The sequence below is a fragment of the Pontibacter liquoris genome (genome assembly GCF_022758235.1).
Lineage (GTDB): Bacteria > Bacteroidota > Bacteroidia > Cytophagales > Hymenobacteraceae > Pontibacter > Pontibacter liquoris.
The window spans coordinates 1,746,169-1,763,771 of the sequence record NZ_JALEBG010000001.1 but is presented as its reverse complement, the minus strand read 5'-3'; the positions used below and the strand labels follow the sequence as shown (position 1 = coordinate 1,763,771).

The window sequence follows — 17,603 nt, the reverse complement described above, 5'->3', positions numbered from 1 at the left end:
TGGTTTATTTTTTTAGTGACAATACATACTTGGCCATTTCGGCCGCATCCTCCTTGCTCAGGTCCGGATGCGGCGTCATCGGAATCTGGCCCCAAACGCCGGCGCCCCCCGCAATTATTTTCTGCGCCAGGTAGTCTACGTTCTTGTCATTCATTTCATACTTCTTTGCTACCTCCTCGTAAGCCGGGCCCACCAGCTTCGTTTGCGTCTGGTGGCAGCTGAGGCAATCAGACTGGGCAATCAGCTTTTTACCTTTTTCATAGGTGTCGCCCGTTCCGGCGGCAGCTGTTTCGGCAGTACCTGTATTGCTGGTGCCAATATCATTTATACTTGTATCCACTTCCGATTGCTTGGCCGCAGCGCTGGTTTCAGCATCAGAGGTGGCATCGTTATACGCCTGGTCAGCCGCTTTCTCATCACCGGCAGCATTTTCATTGTTGTTACTGCAGGCTGCCAGCACGGCACAGCAGCTAAGCATGGCAATTAACTTCTTCATAGTATACTGTTATTTAATTGATTACAAACCTAATAATGTACGATTCAGGGCCTCATCAGTGCCCGAGGCGGCAAAGTCATCAAACGCTTTGTCGGTTACCGGGATGATGTGCTTCTTGATAAACTCGGCTCCCTCGCGGGCACCTTCTTCCGGATGCTTCAGGGCGCATTCCCACTCCAGCACGGCCCAGCCTTCGAAATCATAAGCAGTAAGTTTGCTGAAGATGGCTTTGAAGTCAACCTGCCCGTCGCCCAGCGAACGGAAACGACCGGCGCGGTCTACCCAGCTCTGGTAGCCGCCATACACGCCCTGCTTCCCGGTTGGGTTAAACTCGGCATCCTTTACATGGAACATCTTGATGCGCTCATGGTAGTGGTCGATAAAGGCCAGGTAATCGAGGCACTGCAGCACAAAATGCGAGGGATCATACAAGAGGCAGGCCCGTGCATGGTTGTTTACTTCATCCAGGAACATTTCGTAGGTGATGCCGTCGTGCAGATCCTCGCCGGGATGGATCTCGTAGCAAAGGTCCACGCCCGCTTCGTCGTAAGCATCCAGGATCGGGCGCCAGCGGTTGCCTAGTTCTTTAAAGCCGGTATCTACCAGCCCGGCCGGGCGCTGCGGCCATGGGTATACCATAGGCCAAAGCAGCGAACCGCTGAAGGTAACGCTGGCGTTCAGACCCAGGTTCTGCGAGGCTTTGGCTGCATACTTCAGCTGCTGCACCGCCCACTCAGTCCGGGCTTTGGGATTGTTGCGGTATTGCTCCGGGGCAAATCCATCGAAAAGCAGATCGTAGGCCGGATGTACGGCTACCAACTGCCCCTGCAGGTGCGTGGAAAGCTCAGTGATCTGCAGGCCTGCCGCATTTACAATGCCTTTCACCTCATCGGCGTAGGTCTTGCTTTCAGCAGCTTTCTGCAGGTCTATAAAACGGCTGTCGGTGGTGGGCAGCTGCACGCCTTCAAATCCCAGTCCTTTGGCCCATTGGCAGATAGCTTCCAGGCTATTGAACGGCGCCGCATCATTGATAAACTGCGCCAGAAAAATGGCGGGTCCTTTTATTGTCCTCATCTTATTTCAGTTGTAAACTCCATCCATTTCTGATCCGACTTGCCCGAAGCAATGACGCGCTCGATAAAGGCCATGCCTCGCACGCCCTCTTTTATGCCCGGGTAATCCTGCCATTCGGGTTTGGCCTGCTCGCCGGCATTGCGGGCTTGCACACACAGGGCAAAGTTGCGATACAGGTTAGCAAAGGCCTCCAGATACCCTTCCGGGTGGCCCGCCGGCGTACGCGTATTGTGCTGCGCAAACGAACTGGTGTAGCCGCCACCGGTGCGGTAGATCTCGGTTGGGCGGTCGAGCCATTTGAGTTGCAGGGTGTTGGCAATATCCTGCTGCCACTCCAGGCCGCCTTTTTCGCCATACACCCGGATCTTCACGTTGTTTTCTTCTCCGGCTGCTACCTGGGTGGCAAACAGCACGCCACTGGCACCATTGTTAAACTTAAGCAGCACGGCGCCATCGTCGTCTAGTTGGCGGCCTTCTACTACCACGTTTATATCGGCACAGATCTTTGTTACTTCCAGACCGCTGACATACTCGGCCAGGTTAAAGGCATGCGTACCGATATCACCCATGGCGCCGGCTATACCACTCTGGCTGGGGTCGGTACGCCAGGAGGCCTGCTTGTTGTCGCTGCCTTCTTCAAATGTGCTCAGCCAGCCCTGGGGGTACTCCACGTATACTTTGCGGATCTTGCCCAGCTTACCGGAGGCGATAACCTGGCGGGCTTCTTTCACCATCGGGTAGCCGGTATACGTATGGGTGAGGCAGAAAAGGCGGCCGCTTTGCGCCTGCACATCCTGCAGGGCAAGGGCTTCTTTCAGCGAGAAGGTCATGGGTTTGTCGAGCACCACATCAAAGCCACTTTGCAACGCCAGCTTAGCCGGTTCGAAATGCACATGATTTGGGGTTACGATCGAAATAACCTGTACCCGTTCGTTTTCGGGCAAAGCCTGCTCTTTCTCAAAGAGCTCCTGGTAAGAAGTATAGACACGCTCCGGGGAAAGGCCCAGAAGCGCGCCGCTTTCTTTTGATTTTTCGGGATTGCTGCTAAAAGCACCGCAGACAAGCTCATACATGCCGTCCATTTGCGCGGCTACCCGGTGGACAGCGCCGATAAAGGCTCCTTTTCCACCGCCTATCATTCCTAAGCGTATTTTTTTATGCATCTGTTATTAAAAGATATGAAAAATCCTGCGCTGCCCAGTAAGTATACCTGCTATTGGCCAGCGCCTGCTACTGTATCCTGTTTCTTTTTCTGCGGAAACGTACCCTTTAGGTTGCCCAGGCGCGGTCGCCTTTTTTGTAGTCGATGCACCCATCGTAGCGACCCGGCACCGGCACATAGCGTAAAGCCTGCGTGGCTCCTATTTCGGAAGTGAAATACCCCAGCAGGGTCAGCTCCTTCATCATCCGGAAATAATGGCTGGGCGCATCCTCTTTTTTGGAGGCCATATACTTCTTCTGCTCGGCATCAAGGCCGGTCAGTAACTCGGTGCGCTGCTTGGCATTTAACTCCATAAAAGGTTTACTGTACTTTTTATCGCTTGCCTCGTTAAGCTGCGATATCCCTTTCTTAAATACCTCCTGGTCATCTTTTGTATAACAATCCGTCACCATCCGGGACATAAACTCGCCTACATTGGCTGCTTTGGCACCCGGCGTGCTGGTGGCAGGAAGTATGGTGTCGGCCACTTCGTTGAGCTCCGCCACCACATTCTTGTCAAAAAGATTATCGACCTTTTTTGATTGCGGTGTACAGGACACCAGCAAATCGGCGCCTACTACTGTTCCGCCCAGCAGCAAGGCAACTGCCGAAATAGCTTCTCTTCTGTTCATACGCTGTAAATGACAGTTTTAAAGATATAGGTTAATGAGAATCAATATTCAAACGCAAGCTACCACATTGCTTTTTGATAGCTCTAGCTAAGCTGCCGCGTTTGTAGTATAGCCCGATCGACAAAATCGGTTTAGCTATACTTACATTACTCAACAGCCAGTGAAGTATAAAGTAATGCTTTATGCGCCGAGTTTCCAGCCCTTGCGGTATTCCCGCTTTACAAACTGGTTCACATCGTCGAAATTAGTAACCCGCATGTTCTTGTTATCCCACAAAAGCTCTACGTAACGACCCGGATAATCAAAGCCGTTTCCATCAGCCTTTGGCTTTTGGATGTCGAACCCGCGGATAGCAAGGTTGGCCATCAGCAGCGCCTCCGTTAACGGGCCGGCAATCTCAAAAGGCGAACTTACCTGCTTTTTACCGTGACCGGCAATGGCAGCCTCTACCCACTGGGCATAGTGGCCATCGGCGCCACCCGGCACGCGGGCCAGCGTTTGCTTAACTTTTACCTCCTGATTTTTGGAGAGCGGCAGCAGGCGCGGATCTGCGCCATAGGTGCTGGCCATCATTTTGCCCTTGGTGCCCACAAACAGCGTTCCGTTGCCGCCATCGCCGAACAGTTCATTCGGACCCAGCTCTTCCGGACGCTCCGGCTGAATGCCGCCATCCATCCAATGCACCTTAACGGGACCTTGCGTCTTGTCTGTTTTCGGGAACGTTAAGGTAATGTGGCTCGAAGGCGGGCAGCTTTCCGGAAAGTAGCCGCGCTTAAACTCATCTACATACACGCTACCTACGCTTGCCTGCACGTCCTGCGCATAGCGCAGGTTTAACACGCTGAAGGGCGCTTCTACCAGGTGGCATCCCATGTCGCCAAGCGCGCCGGTACCATAGTCCCACCAGCCACGCCAGTTAAAGGGCACCAGTTTATCTACGTACTCTTTGTAAGGGGCTGTTCCCAGCCACAGATCCCAGTCCAGTTCTTTGGGAACCGCGGTTTTGGCAGTTGGCCACGGAATACCCTGCGGCCACACGGGGCGGTCAGTCCAGCAGTAAACCGTGTGTACATCACCGATCACACCGGCATCGTACCACTCGCGCAGCTGCCGAACGCCATCACCGGAGGCGCCCTGGTTTCCCATTTGAGTTACGACCTTGTAGCGCTTAGCGGCATCTGTCAGCGCCCGGGCTTCATAAATATCGTGCGTGAGGGGTTTCTGCACATACACGTGCTTGCCCAGCTGCATGGCAGCCAACGTAATGATAGCATGGTTATGGTCCGGGGTGGATACTGATACTGCATCAAACTTCTTTCCTTCCTTATCGAAAAGCTCGCGCCAGTCTTTATAATATTTGGCTTTCGGAAAATTCTTTCGCGAAGTGGCTGCTCTGCGGTCATCTACGTCGCACAGGTAGGCAATATCCGCTTTCCCGCTCTTGTAAAAACTGGCAATGTCGCTTTCGCCTTTGCCCCCTACTCCTACGCCCGCAACCACCAGCCTGTCGCTGGGTGCCAGAAAACCCTTGCCCAGCACATGGCGTGGCACTATCATAAATCCTGCAGCAGCCAGCGCTCCTGCTTTTATAAAGTCTCGCCGGGTGCTACCCGCTGTTGATTCGGCTGATTTTTCTTCGGACATGGTTTTCGCTACTTTAATTGAACATGATACTTTAAACAAAAAGGCACCGGCTCGCTACTTGCTGCCGGTGCACTTGTTAAATATTTTGTTTTTTGAGTTCCTTCACCGCATGGTCTACTGCGCGAGCCGTAAGCGCCATGTACGTCAGTGATGGGTTCTGGCAACCGGCCGAAGTCATGGCGGCACCATCTGTTACGAATACGTTTTTGGCGTCCCATACCTGGTTCCACTCGTTAAGCACCGATGTTTTCGGATCGCGGCCCATACGTGCAGTACCCATTTCGTGAATGCCCATGCCCATAGTATAACCGGCATCGTAAGCTTTCACATTTTTAGCCCCAGCAATCTCGAGCATCTCTTTGGCATCGGCCATCATGTCGAGGCGCATTTTTTTCTCGTTGTCCTTTATCTCGCAGTCGATAGCCAGGACCGGAAGTCCCCACTTGTCTTTTTTCTTTTTATCGAGCGATACCTTGTTTTCATGGTACGGCAATGTTTCACCAAAGCCTGTCAAGCCCATGGTCCACTGGCCTGGCTCCGTTAAGGCATCTTTAAAGGCACCCCCAATATTCATCTCGGCAATTTCGCGGCTCCAGCCTTCGCGGCCGGCGCTGCCCTGGTAGCCGAAGCCTCGGATGTAGTCGCGTTTTTCGCCGTTTAGGTTGCGGAAGCGCGGAATATATATACCATTGGCACGGCGGCCGTAGTAGTATTTATCTTCATAACCATCAAAGCTACCCGATGCACCTGCCCGGAAATGGTGGTCGATGAGGTTATGCCCCAGTTCACCGCTGCTGCTCCCGAGCCCTTCGGGCCATACATCAGTGGCCGAGTTCATCAGCACCCAGGTACTGTTCAGGGCCGAAGCATTCAGGAATACGATTTTAGCAAAGTATTCATAGGTCTGGTTCGTTTCCGCGTCGAGCACCTCCACTCCTTTTGCCTTCTTGGTGTCTTTGTCATACAGGATCTTGGTGACAATAGAAAAAGGACGGAGCGTCAGGTTGCCGGTCGCCATGGCTGCCGGCAGCGTTGAAGACTGGGTACTGAAGTAGGCGCCAAAAGGACAGCCCAGCCAGCATTTGTTGCGATACTGGCAATTGGTGCGGCTTTGCAGTGGCTGCGTGATGTTAGCTACTCGCCCGATGATCATGTGGCGGTCACCTTTGTAATGCGATTTGATGCGGGCAGCTACGTCTTTCTCCACGCAGTTCATATCCATGGGCGGCTGAAACTCACCGTCCGGCAGGTGCGGAATGCCCTCGCGGGAACCGCTAATTCCGGCAAATTTCTCTACATAACTGTACCACGGGGCCATGTCTTTGTACCGGATAGGCCAATCCACAGCAACGCCGTCTTTCAGGTTGGCTTCAAAGTCCAGGTCGCTGAGGCGGTAGCTCTGGCGCCCCCACATCAGGGAGCGGCCGCCTACATGGTAGCCCCGGAACCAGTCAAATGGCTTTGTTTCCACATAAGGGCTTTCCTTTTCTTTCACCCAATAATCTTCGTTCTGCTCATTAAGCACATAATCCCGTTTGAGTACGGGATGTTCTTCGATCATTTTTTGGGTGCGGCCACCCCGGTGCGGAAAATCCCAGGGGTTTTTGTTGGCATTTACATAATCCTTCACATGTTCGATGTTACGCCCACGCTCCAGCATGATGGTTTTTAATCCTTTTTCGGTTAATTCCTTGGCTGCCCAGCCACCGGAAATACCGGAACCAATTACAATGGCATCATATACATTATTGGCCATATTCAGAAGTTATAGCAGGTGTTAAAAAACAGGAAAATCGTTTATAATCAGTCATCTTTAATATTTGCGCTAAAAAGCCAGCAGCAGTATGCCCTGCTCCTGCTCCCGGCGGGTGAACGGCCGGAGTAAAAAGAGGTACTGTAAAAAGTGTCGGTACAAGAGGTATGGTACTCTAAAAAAACTACGTAGTACCGGTCACTGCAAACCACCCTTGCCAACTGAATCTGAAGTATACTATATAGTGTGCAAACTAAGAAACTTCATACCTGAAAAACCCGGTATTTGTTACATATTCAGGTGAGCACACACTCAATTAATAATCAATGTAAAATATTCATTTTACAATAACAAAAGTTTAAACAAATAAATGGGCCGCTAAAGCATTTAAACCCGGTTTTAGCTCGAAGCAGAAAGTATAGCCCGCCGAAATGACCCGCTGTAAAGGTTTGAATTTCAGTGAAGACGCGGGTGGCCGCGCAGCAGCAATACGGCAGGACTTTCAAAAACTGGCCTAAGCGTAATTTTAAGCTCCGGAACCGTTCGGCTGTGCTCTTTTCCAAAGCAAAAAAGGGAGGCCTTTCCATGAACAGGAAGGCCTCCCTTTTTAAGTATGCTGCACTGAATATTACGCAGGCGTTTCTATGATCTTATGCTTGCCTGCCAGGTGTATGAAAGCAAGAGCTTCTTAGGATTTGCTTTTCAGGGACAATATATAATGCACCATGGCTTTGGTATCGTCGTTGCTCAGGTTAGGATGCGGCGTCATGGGAATTTGCCCCCAAACGCCACTGCCGCCCTTCTGAATCTTCTGCACCAGGTAGCTGATATTTTTATCGTTCGCTTCATACTTGTCAGCTACTGCGGAATACGCCGGACCAACCAATTTTTCTTTATCCTTATGGCAGCTCAGGCAATCGGACTGGGCGATCAGCTTCTTTCCTTTTTCTACATCGGCACTAGCTGTGGCGGCAGCGGTTCCGGTTGTTTGCGCAGTGGTAGCATCAGCAGGCATTTTCGTCGTTTTCTCTTTCGCGTCAATGGCTGATGAGTCGGAGGTTGCGCCGCCTTCCTGCGGTGGTGCGGGCGCTACATAGTCGTCTGCTATGGCTGTAGTATCATCCTTTTTGTCCTGGTCATAGTATGATTCGTACTCGGCATTTTCACTGTTGCCGCCGCACGCATAAAGCAGGGTACAACACCCCAGAATCAGCATTGTTTTTTTCATTGTATTACTTTTAATAGTTTGTTTGATGGTCAGTTTATAGGACAACTGCTCGTTGGTGTACTTTTTACACGCTGTTAAGTTGCAGAAATTTATTCTTACATCCCCGTTAACTTTCTTATTTGTACGCGGCCCTGCTACATAAGGTGCTAATAGGCGGCGGTATTCCGCCCGGCAAAAAGCTGTCAGCCGGTCTGGCCAACAGGGCTTTAGCCCAAACGGCAAAGCACCTGTTTGGCCCGTTGTTTTCAGATCCGGTGAAAAATACCTAATATAGGTTCTCCTTAATCTAAACGACACCATGACATCACCCCTTTCAAAAAAACGCTGGCTTTTGCTGCTCTTCCTGGCACTAACCAGCAGCACCTTTGCCCAGAAGCTTCCGGGTATCAGCTCGAAAACGGCCGGCATGAAAAAATATCCCGGCTACTTCACTTTCTATTATGATGAAGCGGGCGGCAAAATATGGCTCGAAATAGACAAGCTCAATCAGGAATTCCTATATGTGAACTCCCTGCCAGCCGGCCTCGGCTCGAACGACATTGGCCTGGATCGCGGGCAGCTGGGCGGCGAGCGGGTGGTATACTTTAATCGCATAGGGCCAAAAGTATTGCTGGTACAGCCCAACCTCGCTTACCGCGCCATTACCGAAAATAAAAATGAAAAACGCGCGGTGGAAGAGTCCTTTGCCCAATCGATCCTGTGGGGATTTAAGGCCGAAGCAGCCGACGACGACAAAGTGCTCGTAGATGCTACCGAGTTTTTGCTGCGCGATGCCCACGATGTGACCGGAAGTATAAAACGCACCAAACAAGGCAGCTACCGGCTCGATCCCAGCCGCTCGGCGCTCTACCTGCCCCGCACGAAGAACTTCCCGAAGAACTCGGAGTTTGAAGCCACACTTACCTTTACCGGAGGGGAAGATGCCGGCCGATTTGTGCGCGAAGTAGCGCCCGATGCGCAGGCGCTTACCCTGCGGGAGCACCACTCCTTTATCGAATTACCGGACAACAAGTATAAACCGCGCCTGATGGACCCGCGGGCCGGCTACTTCGGCGTTTCCTATTACGACTATGCCTCTCCTATCAACAGCGACATTGAAACGCGCTTCATCGCCCGCCACCGTTTGCAGAAAAAGAACCCCGGCGCAGCCACTTCCGAAGCCGTAAAGCCGCTGGTATACTATGTCGATAATGGTGCGCCCGAGCCGATCCGGATGGCCTTGCTGGAAGGCGCCCGCTGGTGGAACCAGGCGTTTGAGGCCGCCGGGTACAAAAACGCTTTCCGGGTAGAAGTGCTGCCCGACTCGGCCGATCCGATGGATGTGCGCTACAACATGATCCAGTGGGTGCACCGCAGCACACGTGGCTGGTCGTATGGCGCTACGGTAACGGACCCGCGCACGGGCGAGATCATCAAAGGGCATGTGAGCCTGGGTTCTCTGCGCGTGCGCCAGGATTACATGATCGCGGAAGGTTTGCTGGCGCCCTATGAAGCCGCCAAGCCGGAAAACAAAGCGATGATGGACATGGCTCTGGCCCGCATCCGGCAGCTGTCGGCGCACGAACTGGGCCATACCCTGGGGCTGATGCACAACTATGCTGCCAGCGCCAACAACAATGCCTCGGTCATGGATTACCCGCATCCGCAGGTACAGCTTACCCGCGATGGTAAAATTGATTTGCGGGAGGCATATGAGACCGGCATCGGCAGCTGGGACAAGCTGGCCATTACGTACGGCTACCAGGATTTTCCTGCGAACACCAACGAGCAGCAGGCCCTGAACAAATTGTTGGCAGACGGCACCGCTAGCGGGCAGCTTTTCATCTCGGACCGTGATGCCCGTGCGCCAGGCGGCGCACACCCCCTCGCCCACCTTTGGGACAATGGTGCCAACGCGACCGACGAGTTGCAGCAGGTCCTGGAAATCCGTGAAAAGGCGCTGCAGAATTTCTCTGAGAACAACATAAAGCCCGGTGCGGCCATGAGCACGCTGGAAGATGTGTTGGTGCCGATTTACAATTACCACCGCTACCAGACCGAAGCTGTTGCCAAGCTCATTGGTGGCGTGAATTATACCTATGCCACGCGGGGCGATAAGCAGCTGGTAACTGAGGTGGTGAGCAAACGTGCGCAGCAAAAGGCACTTGATGCGCTGCTGGAAACTATTTCACCGGAAGTGCTCACGTTGCCCGAGGATATCATCAAACTCATTCCGCCCCGTGCCCCGGGCGTGCGCAACAGCCGCGAGTTATTTGCCAAACACACCGGATTGACCTTCGACCCGCTGGCTGCCGCCGAAGCTTCTGCTGAATTCACGCTCTCCTTCCTGCTGCATCCCGAGCGCGCCTCGCGTTTGGTTGAGCTGGGCGCTCGCGGTAACAGCCTGAGTTTGCAGGAAGTAGTAACGCAACTGGTAAACGACACCTGGAAAAGCCGCCGCCAGGAAGGACTGCCGGGACAGGTACAGCTGCAAACAGAGCAACTGGTGCTAACGCATTTGCTGGCATTGGCCCAGGACGAAAATGCATCAACCCAGGCCCGGGCGATCGCCACAGCAGCGATAGCGGACCTTAAAAAGTTTGCAACCAGCCAGGCCAAACGTTCACGGGATGCTGGTTACCGGGCCCATGTTCTGTTTGCTTTGGCCCGTATCGAAAAACCGGAAGAGCTAAAGCCCAGCCGCCAGCTGGATTTGCCACCCGGCGCCCCGATCGGTAGTGGTGCGTTTCTAGGATGTGAGTAGAATGTATAAGTATAAAAAGCCCGCTCCTGCCGAATACGTTTTGGCGTGAGCGGGCTTTCTTATTTAACGACTTTTGTCAGAGTTTAAATTTAAACTATACTATGCCTAGAGCTGACGCAAGTATAAGCGAAGGGTGACTTGTATCTTCGATGGAGCTAATCTCCAGACTTGCGTTAACTTCCAACTACAGGTTTATACTTCTATCCAGTTGGATCCTCATTAATTTTATAATTTTCAGCTTAACAGTTAAAGGCCTGAATCGGGTGCTACTGCTGAACCAAAATTATGACGGCGAGCAAATTCACACCAAAGGCAATTCCCCAGTTCTTCCATACTTTACCGGACTTGATCTTCCTGGCTGTCTTCTGATAGCCCTTCACATAGTCCGGCTCTTTCAGCATCTGCTGATTGGGCGTATCCATGTTTTTGAGCTGCGGCGGCGTGCCGGAAGCACCGATAGCCGGTACAAGGCCAAGTAAAGGCGAAACCAGACTGACAACCAGGACGCCTGTCCCAGCACTCTTATAATCGTCATAATACAGGTAAGCATCCGCTGCTCCCTGTTGATATAGTTGCATGACTGGTGTCGAGGTGTCGGACGGGTCCTGATCAACTTTTGCAGGTTGCGGCTTAGTTGGTCGCGGAGGGGCCGCTGCTTCCGGCTCTTCCAGCTTAAACGCACCATTTGTGCCGTCTGCATACTCAATCAGCAACACTTCATTTTTAGCTATCACATAGGTAGGTCCTTCCGGGCTCTCGAAACGCTTGTAGCGTATTTCGGTTTGTGCCACCTCCAGCACTTTCGCCTGAATGCTCTCCCCCGAACGCTTTGTGATGCGATCCTGCGCATGTACAACCTGCAATATAAACACCAATAGTAGAAGAGAAAGTAAAGCTTTTTTCATGCATTTAAATTTATTATAGGAGATTCCTTATACCCGAAAGTGTCGGCCGCATAAGGTAATTACAAGCTAAATAGGGTATTTATGATATTTCGGGCTAATACTCTTTTTCTGTCATGCATGTTACATAAGCTTTCCTTTGAAGCAAGACTACCCTATAAAAACAAAAAGAAGATACGCTACAAAATCAAGAACCGCTTAGTGCTCTTGCGAACTTCTCAGTTCAAAAGCCTCCTGCCGGGGATTTCCTGATCCCCCTATTGCTGCTAACGCGGATTAGGAAATCCGCTTAAGTGTTATTTCCGGATTAAGAAATCCAAAACAGCAAAGTTGTCGCTTAATTTATACCTGGTGATCAAGCATCAGAAGTGTTTTATACTTTGCTACGCAAGTCTGGAGACTCGCCCTACTGCAGGTCACAAGTGACGCTTCACTTAACACTTGCGCCAGTTTTAGCAATTTGAAAGCAGTTTAAGTCAGCTTAAACTTATACTTGCATCAGCACCTGTTTTATACTTGCGCCTTTGTACTTGTGCTAAATTCTGCTACAAAACAACAGCGCCGCTGCCGGTGATTTTTCACCAACAGCGGCGCTGCGCTAGTATAAAGTATAAAACGCTTATTTCAGCACTTCCACCTCTACATAGCTGTCGTTATACACTGTTTCGGTGGCTTTAATGTAGTCGCTGGCAATGGCTTTGTAGGGATTTTCTACAAACTTCTGCGGGTTACGGGCAAACAGCGGGAAAGCGGTGCTTTGCACCTGGATCATGATGCGGTGGCCTTTTTTGAAGGTATGCAGCACGTCCTGCAGGGGCACTTTCACGTCCGTCTTCTGGTTGGCCACCAGCGGCTCGGGCTTTTCGAAGCTGTTGCGGAAACGGGCCGGCATAATTTCCAGCCGTACCAACTGCCAGTAGTTGCTCAGCAGGATGTTCTTGTTGGGCATGTAGTCATTGTTCTCCGTATCGCCGGGGTAAACGTCGATCAACTTCACAATAAAATCCGCATCTGTACCAGTAGAGGCAATTTTTAAGTGCGACATGATCTCCCCGCCAAGCGTCACATCCTCCTCGAGAACATCGGTCTGGTATACCAGTACATCCGGACGGCGGCCGGCAAAACGCTGGTCTTCGCTCATGTAGTTGTGCGGCGTAAAGCCCATTGTGGTGGTATTGTCTTCGGTGTAGGGTACCGGTTTAGCCGGGTCACTGATGTACGAAACCGAACCGGCTGCGGCAGGTGCCGTCATACTTATTTTGCCGTCGGCCCCCAGGTATAATTTCTGACGCGTTGCCGTAGGTACCGGCCACTGGTTAAACGTTTTCCATTCTTTTTTACCCGTGTCGAACATATAGGCAGTTGGCAGTCCGGATGCTTTATCCCCTTTGCCTTTAAGGAAATGCTGGAAGAATTTAGCTTCGATATTCTTTTGGTAGAACGTGGCAATGCTATCGCCAAAGTAAATGTTGCTGTGCATAGTATGGCCGGTTTCGCGCGACCAGCGGCCGTGCCCGAAGGGTCCCATTACAATGGTGTTATACGCCGTCGGATCCGATTTCTTTACCGTTTTGAACAAGGCCAATGGGCCGGTCAGGTCTTCGGCATCAAACCAGCCGCCTACAAACATCACCGCCGGTTTTACTTTACCGAAATGCCGCGGCAAGCTGCGCTTCTGCCAGAACTCGTCGTAGTTGGGGTGATTAATGGTTTCCTGCCAGAAAAAGTTGTTCTTGTAATACTTATCGGCATTGGTCAGCGGGCCCATGTCCAGCAAAAACTGGTAGCCATCCTTTGTTTCCGGCTTGATCATCTGGTCCGAATACCAGGCTTTGCTGGTGGTATCTGTCTTTTGCACCCCAAAAACCGGGTAGGTAAAAAAGTAGCTCTCGAGCAGCGCACCGTTGTGGTGGAAATCATCAAAGAAGAAATCTGAAATAGGCGCCTGTGGCGAAGAAGCTTTCAGCGCCGGGTGGTTTGATAAAATGCCCGCAGCAGTATAAAAGCCAGGATACGAAATGCCCCACTGCCCCACTTTGCCGTTGTTATTGGCGGCGTGCTTTAGCAGCCAGTCGATGGTGTCATAGGTATCGGAGGCCTCGTCTACCTGCTTTTTACCTTTCTTCTTGTCGATGATTGGGGTCATGTTGGTCCAGGTGCCTTCGCTTTTGTAGCGGCCACGCACATCCTGGTATACAAATATGTAGCCTTCCTTCATCATAGTCTCCGATGGGCCCAGGCGGGCCGGAAATTTACCGGCTCCGTAAGGCGCAATGCTGTAACAGGTGCGCTGCATTACCATCGGGTATTTCTGCTTGCGCGAAGCATCTTTCGGGGTATATATAGAGGTAAACAGCTTGGTACCGTCGCGCATGGGGATGTATACATCCTCCTTGGTGTAGTGTTCCTCCGCATACTTGTTTTGTGCTGCCAGCGGGCCGTTGCAGAAGACGACCAGCAGCAAAAGAGCGTAAATTTTTTTCATGGGATAGAAATGATGGAACGGCAATATATAAAAAATGTGGTAACACAATGAAGGAAAGTAACTTTACAGGCCGCACATGCCGGCACTGCAGGTTGGTTTGGCAAGCGTATTTTGTTCTTGCAAGGAGCTACTTTAGCTGATGCCCTGGGCGGCTGAACGGCCGTAAAAGGTATACCTTTAAAACCCGATGGCGTAAAGAGTCAGGAACCGGGCCATGGTATACCTGGAACCGGCGAATTAGCAACCTACTTAACCCCTGTCTATGCAATATCTATACTTGCTCCAGGAAGCAATTTCCGCCCCCTCCGAGGCAACAGGCCCACAGAAAATGGAAGAAACCATCATTACGGCTGTGCAGTGGCTCAAGCTGGGTGTGGAAACCATTGGGGCTCTCATTATCGGCCTAGGCGTAATCATTGCCGCTTTTTATTTTATAAAAGCTCTTGTTCCGCCACAGATACAAAGTTATAACAAGATCCGGCTGGTGCTGGCCCGATACCTGGCGTTGGCGCTGGAGTTTCAGTTGGGAGCTGACATTCTCTCCACGGCCATTGCTCCTTCCTGGGAACAGATCGGCAAGCTGGGCGCTATTGCCGTGATTCGGACCATGCTTAACTATTTCCTCACCAAAGAAATGCAGGAAGAAAAAGAAGCGACCGGCGATAATGACGACAGAAGTTTAACGCCTAGCACAGCTTCTAACGAAAGTTAGCCTGGCAAAGTCCTGCTCTTATTAGGGGTAGTTATAGCAGCGGCAAGTATGGCAAAGTGAGGCAGCCAAATAGGGCTTCCGTATACTTTATTAAACGCCTGCCCTGCGGCTCTGCTGTGCGTAGTATAGGTTAATCACGCGCTTTCCCGTACTTTTGAGAGAACAAGTATAGCTCGTACAAAAGGCCCGGGCACAGCTGGCAGAAAGACCAGCATGGACCAAACGCCGCCTTTGTATATTCCGCAACCTATGGAACCCATAAGATTAAATAAATTTATAAGCGATACAGGCACCTGTTCCCGCCGCGAAGCCGACAAGCTTATTGCACAGGGACGGGTGATGGTAAATGGCAAGTTGCCGGAGGCAGGCACCAAAGTAACGGGAAAAGATAAGATCCGCATCGACGGGCGCGCGCTGGAAGTAAATGAAGCAGAGCCGGTCTACCTGCTTCTTAACAAGCCGCCCGGCATCGAGACCACCACCGATACCTCGCAGAAAGACAACATCATCCGATTTGTGAATTACCCGGAACGCATTTTCCCGGTGGGCCGCCTCGACAAAGATTCCGAAGGGCTTATTATCCTCACAAACGATGGCGACATTGTAAACAAGATCCTGCGGGCCGGCAACAAACACGAGAAGGAGTATGTTGTGACGGTGGACAAGCCCATTAACCAGGATTTTGTGGACCGAATGAGCAACGGCGTGTCTATACTTGGGGTGAACACGAAAAAATGCGTGGTGCAGCAGGAAGGCGCCAACAGGTTCCGCATCATCCTTACCCAAGGCATGAACCGCCAGATCCGCCGCATGTGCGAGGCGCTAGGCTACGAAGTACAAACCCTGCAGCGCACCCGCATCATGAACCTGACGCTGGCCAAGCTGCCCCTGGGCCAGTGGCGCAACCTGACAGACCCCGAAATAGCAGAACTGCAGCAGCTGGTAGCCACTTCTGTTAAAACGGAAGAAGGCTCTACCGGCAAGAAACGCGCGAGCGAGGGGCCGGCCAGAAAAGACAAACCAAAGCCGCGTAGTACCTCCGGCGGGAGTACGGCGCGGCCGGGCAATGGCTCCAAAGGAAGTTCTAAAAGCACCCCGGCCGGTAAACGCGAAAAACCGAAGAGCAGCACCAATAGTGCCAGAGGCTCCAGAGGGGCATCGAAAGGCGCCACCGCAACCGGCGGCAGAAACAGAAGTGGCCCCGGCCGCAGCGGCGCTCCAAAAAGTGGCAGAAAACGCTAATTGAAAATCTAACTTCCTCTTCCCCTCCTTTTCTAAGGTGGGGAATCTGTTGTTACGTCGGCAGCTTTATCGTCGCATGGAGGAGAAAAGGATCATCAAAAATTTGGGGCAGTTAAATGCCCCGTGCATCTCAGGCGTGAGGCAATAGGTAAAGCAATCCTTTTGCTGTAATTTTGTCTTTCTCTTAAAAACCGGCGTAACAAGGTATAGCCGCTTATACTATACCACGTGCAGCCCCACAGACCATGGAACCAAAGCGATTAAATAAATTTATCAGTGACGCGGGCTTCTGCTCCCGCCGCGAAGCCGACAGGCTTATTGAAGAAGAGCGTGTAACGGTAAACGGTAAAAGACCCGAGGCCGGTACCAAAGTAACCGCCAAAGACAAAGTACGCATCGATGACCAATTATTGACGGTACGGGAAGAAAAGCCTGTTTTCCTGGTGTTTAACAAACCCTCCAACATGTCAGCCAATGCAGATCCGTCAGTGCGCGACAATGTGGTGCGGGCCATCAATTACCCGGCTTCCATCCAGCCCATCGGCCACCTGGAACGCGAAGCGGAAGGCGTGCTGTTTCTGTGCAACGACAATGATCTGGTGCGCAGGATGACCAAGTCGGATAATTTGTTCGAGAAGGAATACATCGTAACAGTAGACAAGCTGATCTCGCAGGATCTGATCAACAACCTGAGCACCGGCGGCGCAGCGGAGGCCGGCGAGAACAAGAAGAAAAACTTTATAGCCAAAGAAGGGCCGACACGTTTCCGAATTGTGTTGCCCCCTAACACCAACCATAACCTGAAGCGCATGTGCGAAACACTGGGTTATAAAGTGGTGCATTTGCAGCGGCTACGCGTGCAGCAGATTACGCTGGCCAAGCTGGCCACCGGCCACTGGCGCACCTTAACAGAGGCAGAAATTGAAAGCCTTCGGCAAACCGCAGCTACCAGAATAGCTAAAAGCGCTGAAATGGGCCGCAGTAGCCGAAATGAGCGTTACGAAGAGGACAGGCCCGCCAGGAGCAGGTCGTATGCGAAACCGGAAAGCGGCCCGCGGATAGGCAAGTCCAAACCAGGAGGCAAGAGCAGTACGGGCAACACGCTAGGAAAAAAAAATACATCCCGTCCAGAAGCTCCAGGCGCTAAAAACACCCGAAGCACTGGCAAGGGAGGAGCGCCCAGAGGCGGAGCAGCAGCACCAAAAGACCGCGGAGCTGCACCCAGAAGCAGTGCGCCTAAAAACGAGGGCAGAACCAGTGCCACCGGAAAAGGTTCCTCCAGACGACCGCGTTAATTTAAGAAGTATGATTTCAAACAAACCGCCCCTGCTGCACGATTGCAACAGGGGCGGTTTGTTTTTCCATTGAAACTGTTCAGGCCTTCCTAAAAACTTGTACTTGCCTGGACTAGTATAACGCAAGCTGTTAGGTACAATCCTTGTTTGTTATACTTGAATTTATACTTAGACTGCAAGTATACGGTAATCCAAG

At 51.8% G+C, this 17,603-nt stretch carries 13 protein-coding genes; 4 read left to right on the top strand and 9 right to left on the bottom strand.

Annotated elements, in window-relative coordinates:
* Positions 1–4: 4 nt before the first annotated feature.
* From LWL52_RS07240 to LWL52_RS07210, 7 genes are all read right to left on the bottom strand, one after another.
* Complete coding sequence (locus LWL52_RS07240) at positions 5–496, bottom strand: c-type cytochrome (RefSeq protein ID WP_242918360.1); 492 nt, start codon at positions 494–496, stop codon at positions 5–7.
* 21 nt (positions 497–517) lie between these two features.
* On the bottom strand, positions 518–1,570 hold the full coding sequence (locus LWL52_RS07235; RefSeq protein WP_242918358.1) for a sugar phosphate isomerase/epimerase family protein: 1,053 nt from the start codon (positions 1,568–1,570) through the stop codon (positions 518–520).
* Positions 1,567–2,733, bottom strand: a complete 1,167-nt coding sequence (locus LWL52_RS07230) for a Gfo/Idh/MocA family protein (RefSeq protein WP_242918356.1) — start codon at positions 2,731–2,733, stop codon at positions 1,567–1,569. The genes LWL52_RS07235 and LWL52_RS07230 overlap by 4 nt, the downstream gene beginning before the upstream one ends.
* Positions 2,734–2,839: 106 nt before the next feature.
* Positions 2,840–3,403, bottom strand: a complete 564-nt coding sequence (locus LWL52_RS07225; RefSeq protein WP_242918354.1) for a gluconate 2-dehydrogenase subunit 3 family protein — start codon at positions 3,401–3,403, stop codon at positions 2,840–2,842.
* A 180-nt stretch (positions 3,404–3,583) separates the two neighbouring features.
* Positions 3,584–5,047, bottom strand: a complete 1,464-nt coding sequence (locus LWL52_RS07220; RefSeq protein ID WP_242918352.1) for a Gfo/Idh/MocA family protein — start codon at positions 5,045–5,047, stop codon at positions 3,584–3,586.
* A gap of 76 nt (positions 5,048–5,123) precedes the next feature.
* Entirely contained in the window at positions 5,124–6,803 is a 1,680-nt protein-coding gene (locus tag LWL52_RS07215) for a GMC oxidoreductase (protein WP_242918350.1), read from the bottom strand.
* 685 nt (positions 6,804–7,488) lie between these two features.
* Entirely contained in the window at positions 7,489–8,028 is a 540-nt protein-coding gene (locus tag LWL52_RS07210) for a c-type cytochrome (protein ID WP_242918348.1), read from the bottom strand.
* 298 nt (positions 8,029–8,326) lie between these two features.
* On the opposite strand from LWL52_RS07210, the gene LWL52_RS07205 reads away from it, so the two are divergent.
* Entirely contained in the window at positions 8,327–10,771 is a 2,445-nt protein-coding gene (locus LWL52_RS07205; protein ID WP_242918346.1) for a zinc-dependent metalloprotease, read from the top strand.
* Between the two features lie 266 nt (positions 10,772–11,037).
* Here LWL52_RS07205 and LWL52_RS07200 read toward each other — a convergent pair whose 3' ends face one another.
* Both LWL52_RS07200 and LWL52_RS07195 read right to left on the bottom strand, forming a co-directional pair.
* Positions 11,038–11,676, bottom strand: a complete 639-nt coding sequence (locus tag LWL52_RS07200) for a hypothetical protein (RefSeq protein WP_242918345.1) — start codon at positions 11,674–11,676, stop codon at positions 11,038–11,040.
* A 616-nt stretch (positions 11,677–12,292) separates the two neighbouring features.
* Entirely contained in the window at positions 12,293–14,158 is a 1,866-nt protein-coding gene (locus LWL52_RS07195) for a CocE/NonD family hydrolase (RefSeq protein WP_242918343.1), read from the bottom strand.
* 262 nt (positions 14,159–14,420) lie between these two features.
* Between LWL52_RS07195 and LWL52_RS07190 the strand changes: the two genes are divergently transcribed.
* From LWL52_RS07190 to LWL52_RS07180, 3 genes are all read left to right on the top strand, one after another.
* Entirely contained in the window at positions 14,421–14,870 is a 450-nt protein-coding gene (locus LWL52_RS07190) for a DUF1622 domain-containing protein (RefSeq protein WP_242918341.1), read from the top strand.
* A 249-nt stretch (positions 14,871–15,119) separates the two neighbouring features.
* Positions 15,120–16,112 (top strand): 23S rRNA pseudouridine(2604) synthase RluF, encoded by a 993-nt coding sequence (gene rluF, locus LWL52_RS07185; RefSeq protein WP_242918339.1) that lies wholly within the window; start codon positions 15,120–15,122, stop codon positions 16,110–16,112.
* Between the two features lie 245 nt (positions 16,113–16,357).
* Positions 16,358–17,407 carry a pseudouridine synthase gene (locus LWL52_RS07180; protein ID WP_242918337.1) on the top strand — a complete coding sequence of 350 codons (1,050 nt, stop codon included), beginning with the start codon at positions 16,358–16,360 and terminating at the stop codon, positions 17,405–17,407.
* The last annotated feature ends 196 nt before the right edge of the window (positions 17,408–17,603 follow it).

Coding starts and splice junctions, on each gene's coding strand:
- LWL52_RS07215 (WP_242918350.1), bottom strand. CDS start 6,803: ATGGCCAATAATGTATATGATGCCATTGTAATTGGTTCCGGTATTTCC.
- LWL52_RS07235 (WP_242918358.1), bottom strand. CDS start 1,570: ATGAGGACAATAAAAGGACCCGCCATTTTTCTGGCGCAGTTTATCAAT.
- LWL52_RS07180 (WP_242918337.1), top strand. CDS start 16,358: ATGGAACCAAAGCGATTAAATAAATTTATCAGTGACGCGGGCTTCTGC.
- LWL52_RS07240 (WP_242918360.1), bottom strand. CDS start 496: ATGAAGAAGTTAATTGCCATGCTTAGCTGCTGTGCCGTGCTGGCAGCC.
- LWL52_RS07195 (WP_242918343.1), bottom strand. CDS start 14,158: ATGAAAAAAATTTACGCTCTTTTGCTGCTGGTCGTCTTCTGCAACGGC.
- LWL52_RS07200 (WP_242918345.1), bottom strand. CDS start 11,676: ATGAAAAAAGCTTTACTTTCTCTTCTACTATTGGTGTTTATATTGCAG.
- LWL52_RS07225 (WP_242918354.1), bottom strand. CDS start 3,403: ATGAACAGAAGAGAAGCTATTTCGGCAGTTGCCTTGCTGCTGGGCGGA.
- LWL52_RS07210 (WP_242918348.1), bottom strand. CDS start 8,028: ATGAAAAAAACAATGCTGATTCTGGGGTGTTGTACCCTGCTTTATGCG.
- LWL52_RS07205 (WP_242918346.1), top strand. CDS start 8,327: ATGACATCACCCCTTTCAAAAAAACGCTGGCTTTTGCTGCTCTTCCTG.
- LWL52_RS07190 (WP_242918341.1), top strand. CDS start 14,421: ATGCAATATCTATACTTGCTCCAGGAAGCAATTTCCGCCCCCTCCGAG.
- LWL52_RS07230 (WP_242918356.1), bottom strand. CDS start 2,733: ATGCATAAAAAAATACGCTTAGGAATGATAGGCGGTGGAAAAGGAGCC.
- LWL52_RS07220 (WP_242918352.1), bottom strand. CDS start 5,047: ATGTCCGAAGAAAAATCAGCCGAATCAACAGCGGGTAGCACCCGGCGA.
- rluF (WP_242918339.1), top strand. CDS start 15,120: ATGGAACCCATAAGATTAAATAAATTTATAAGCGATACAGGCACCTGT.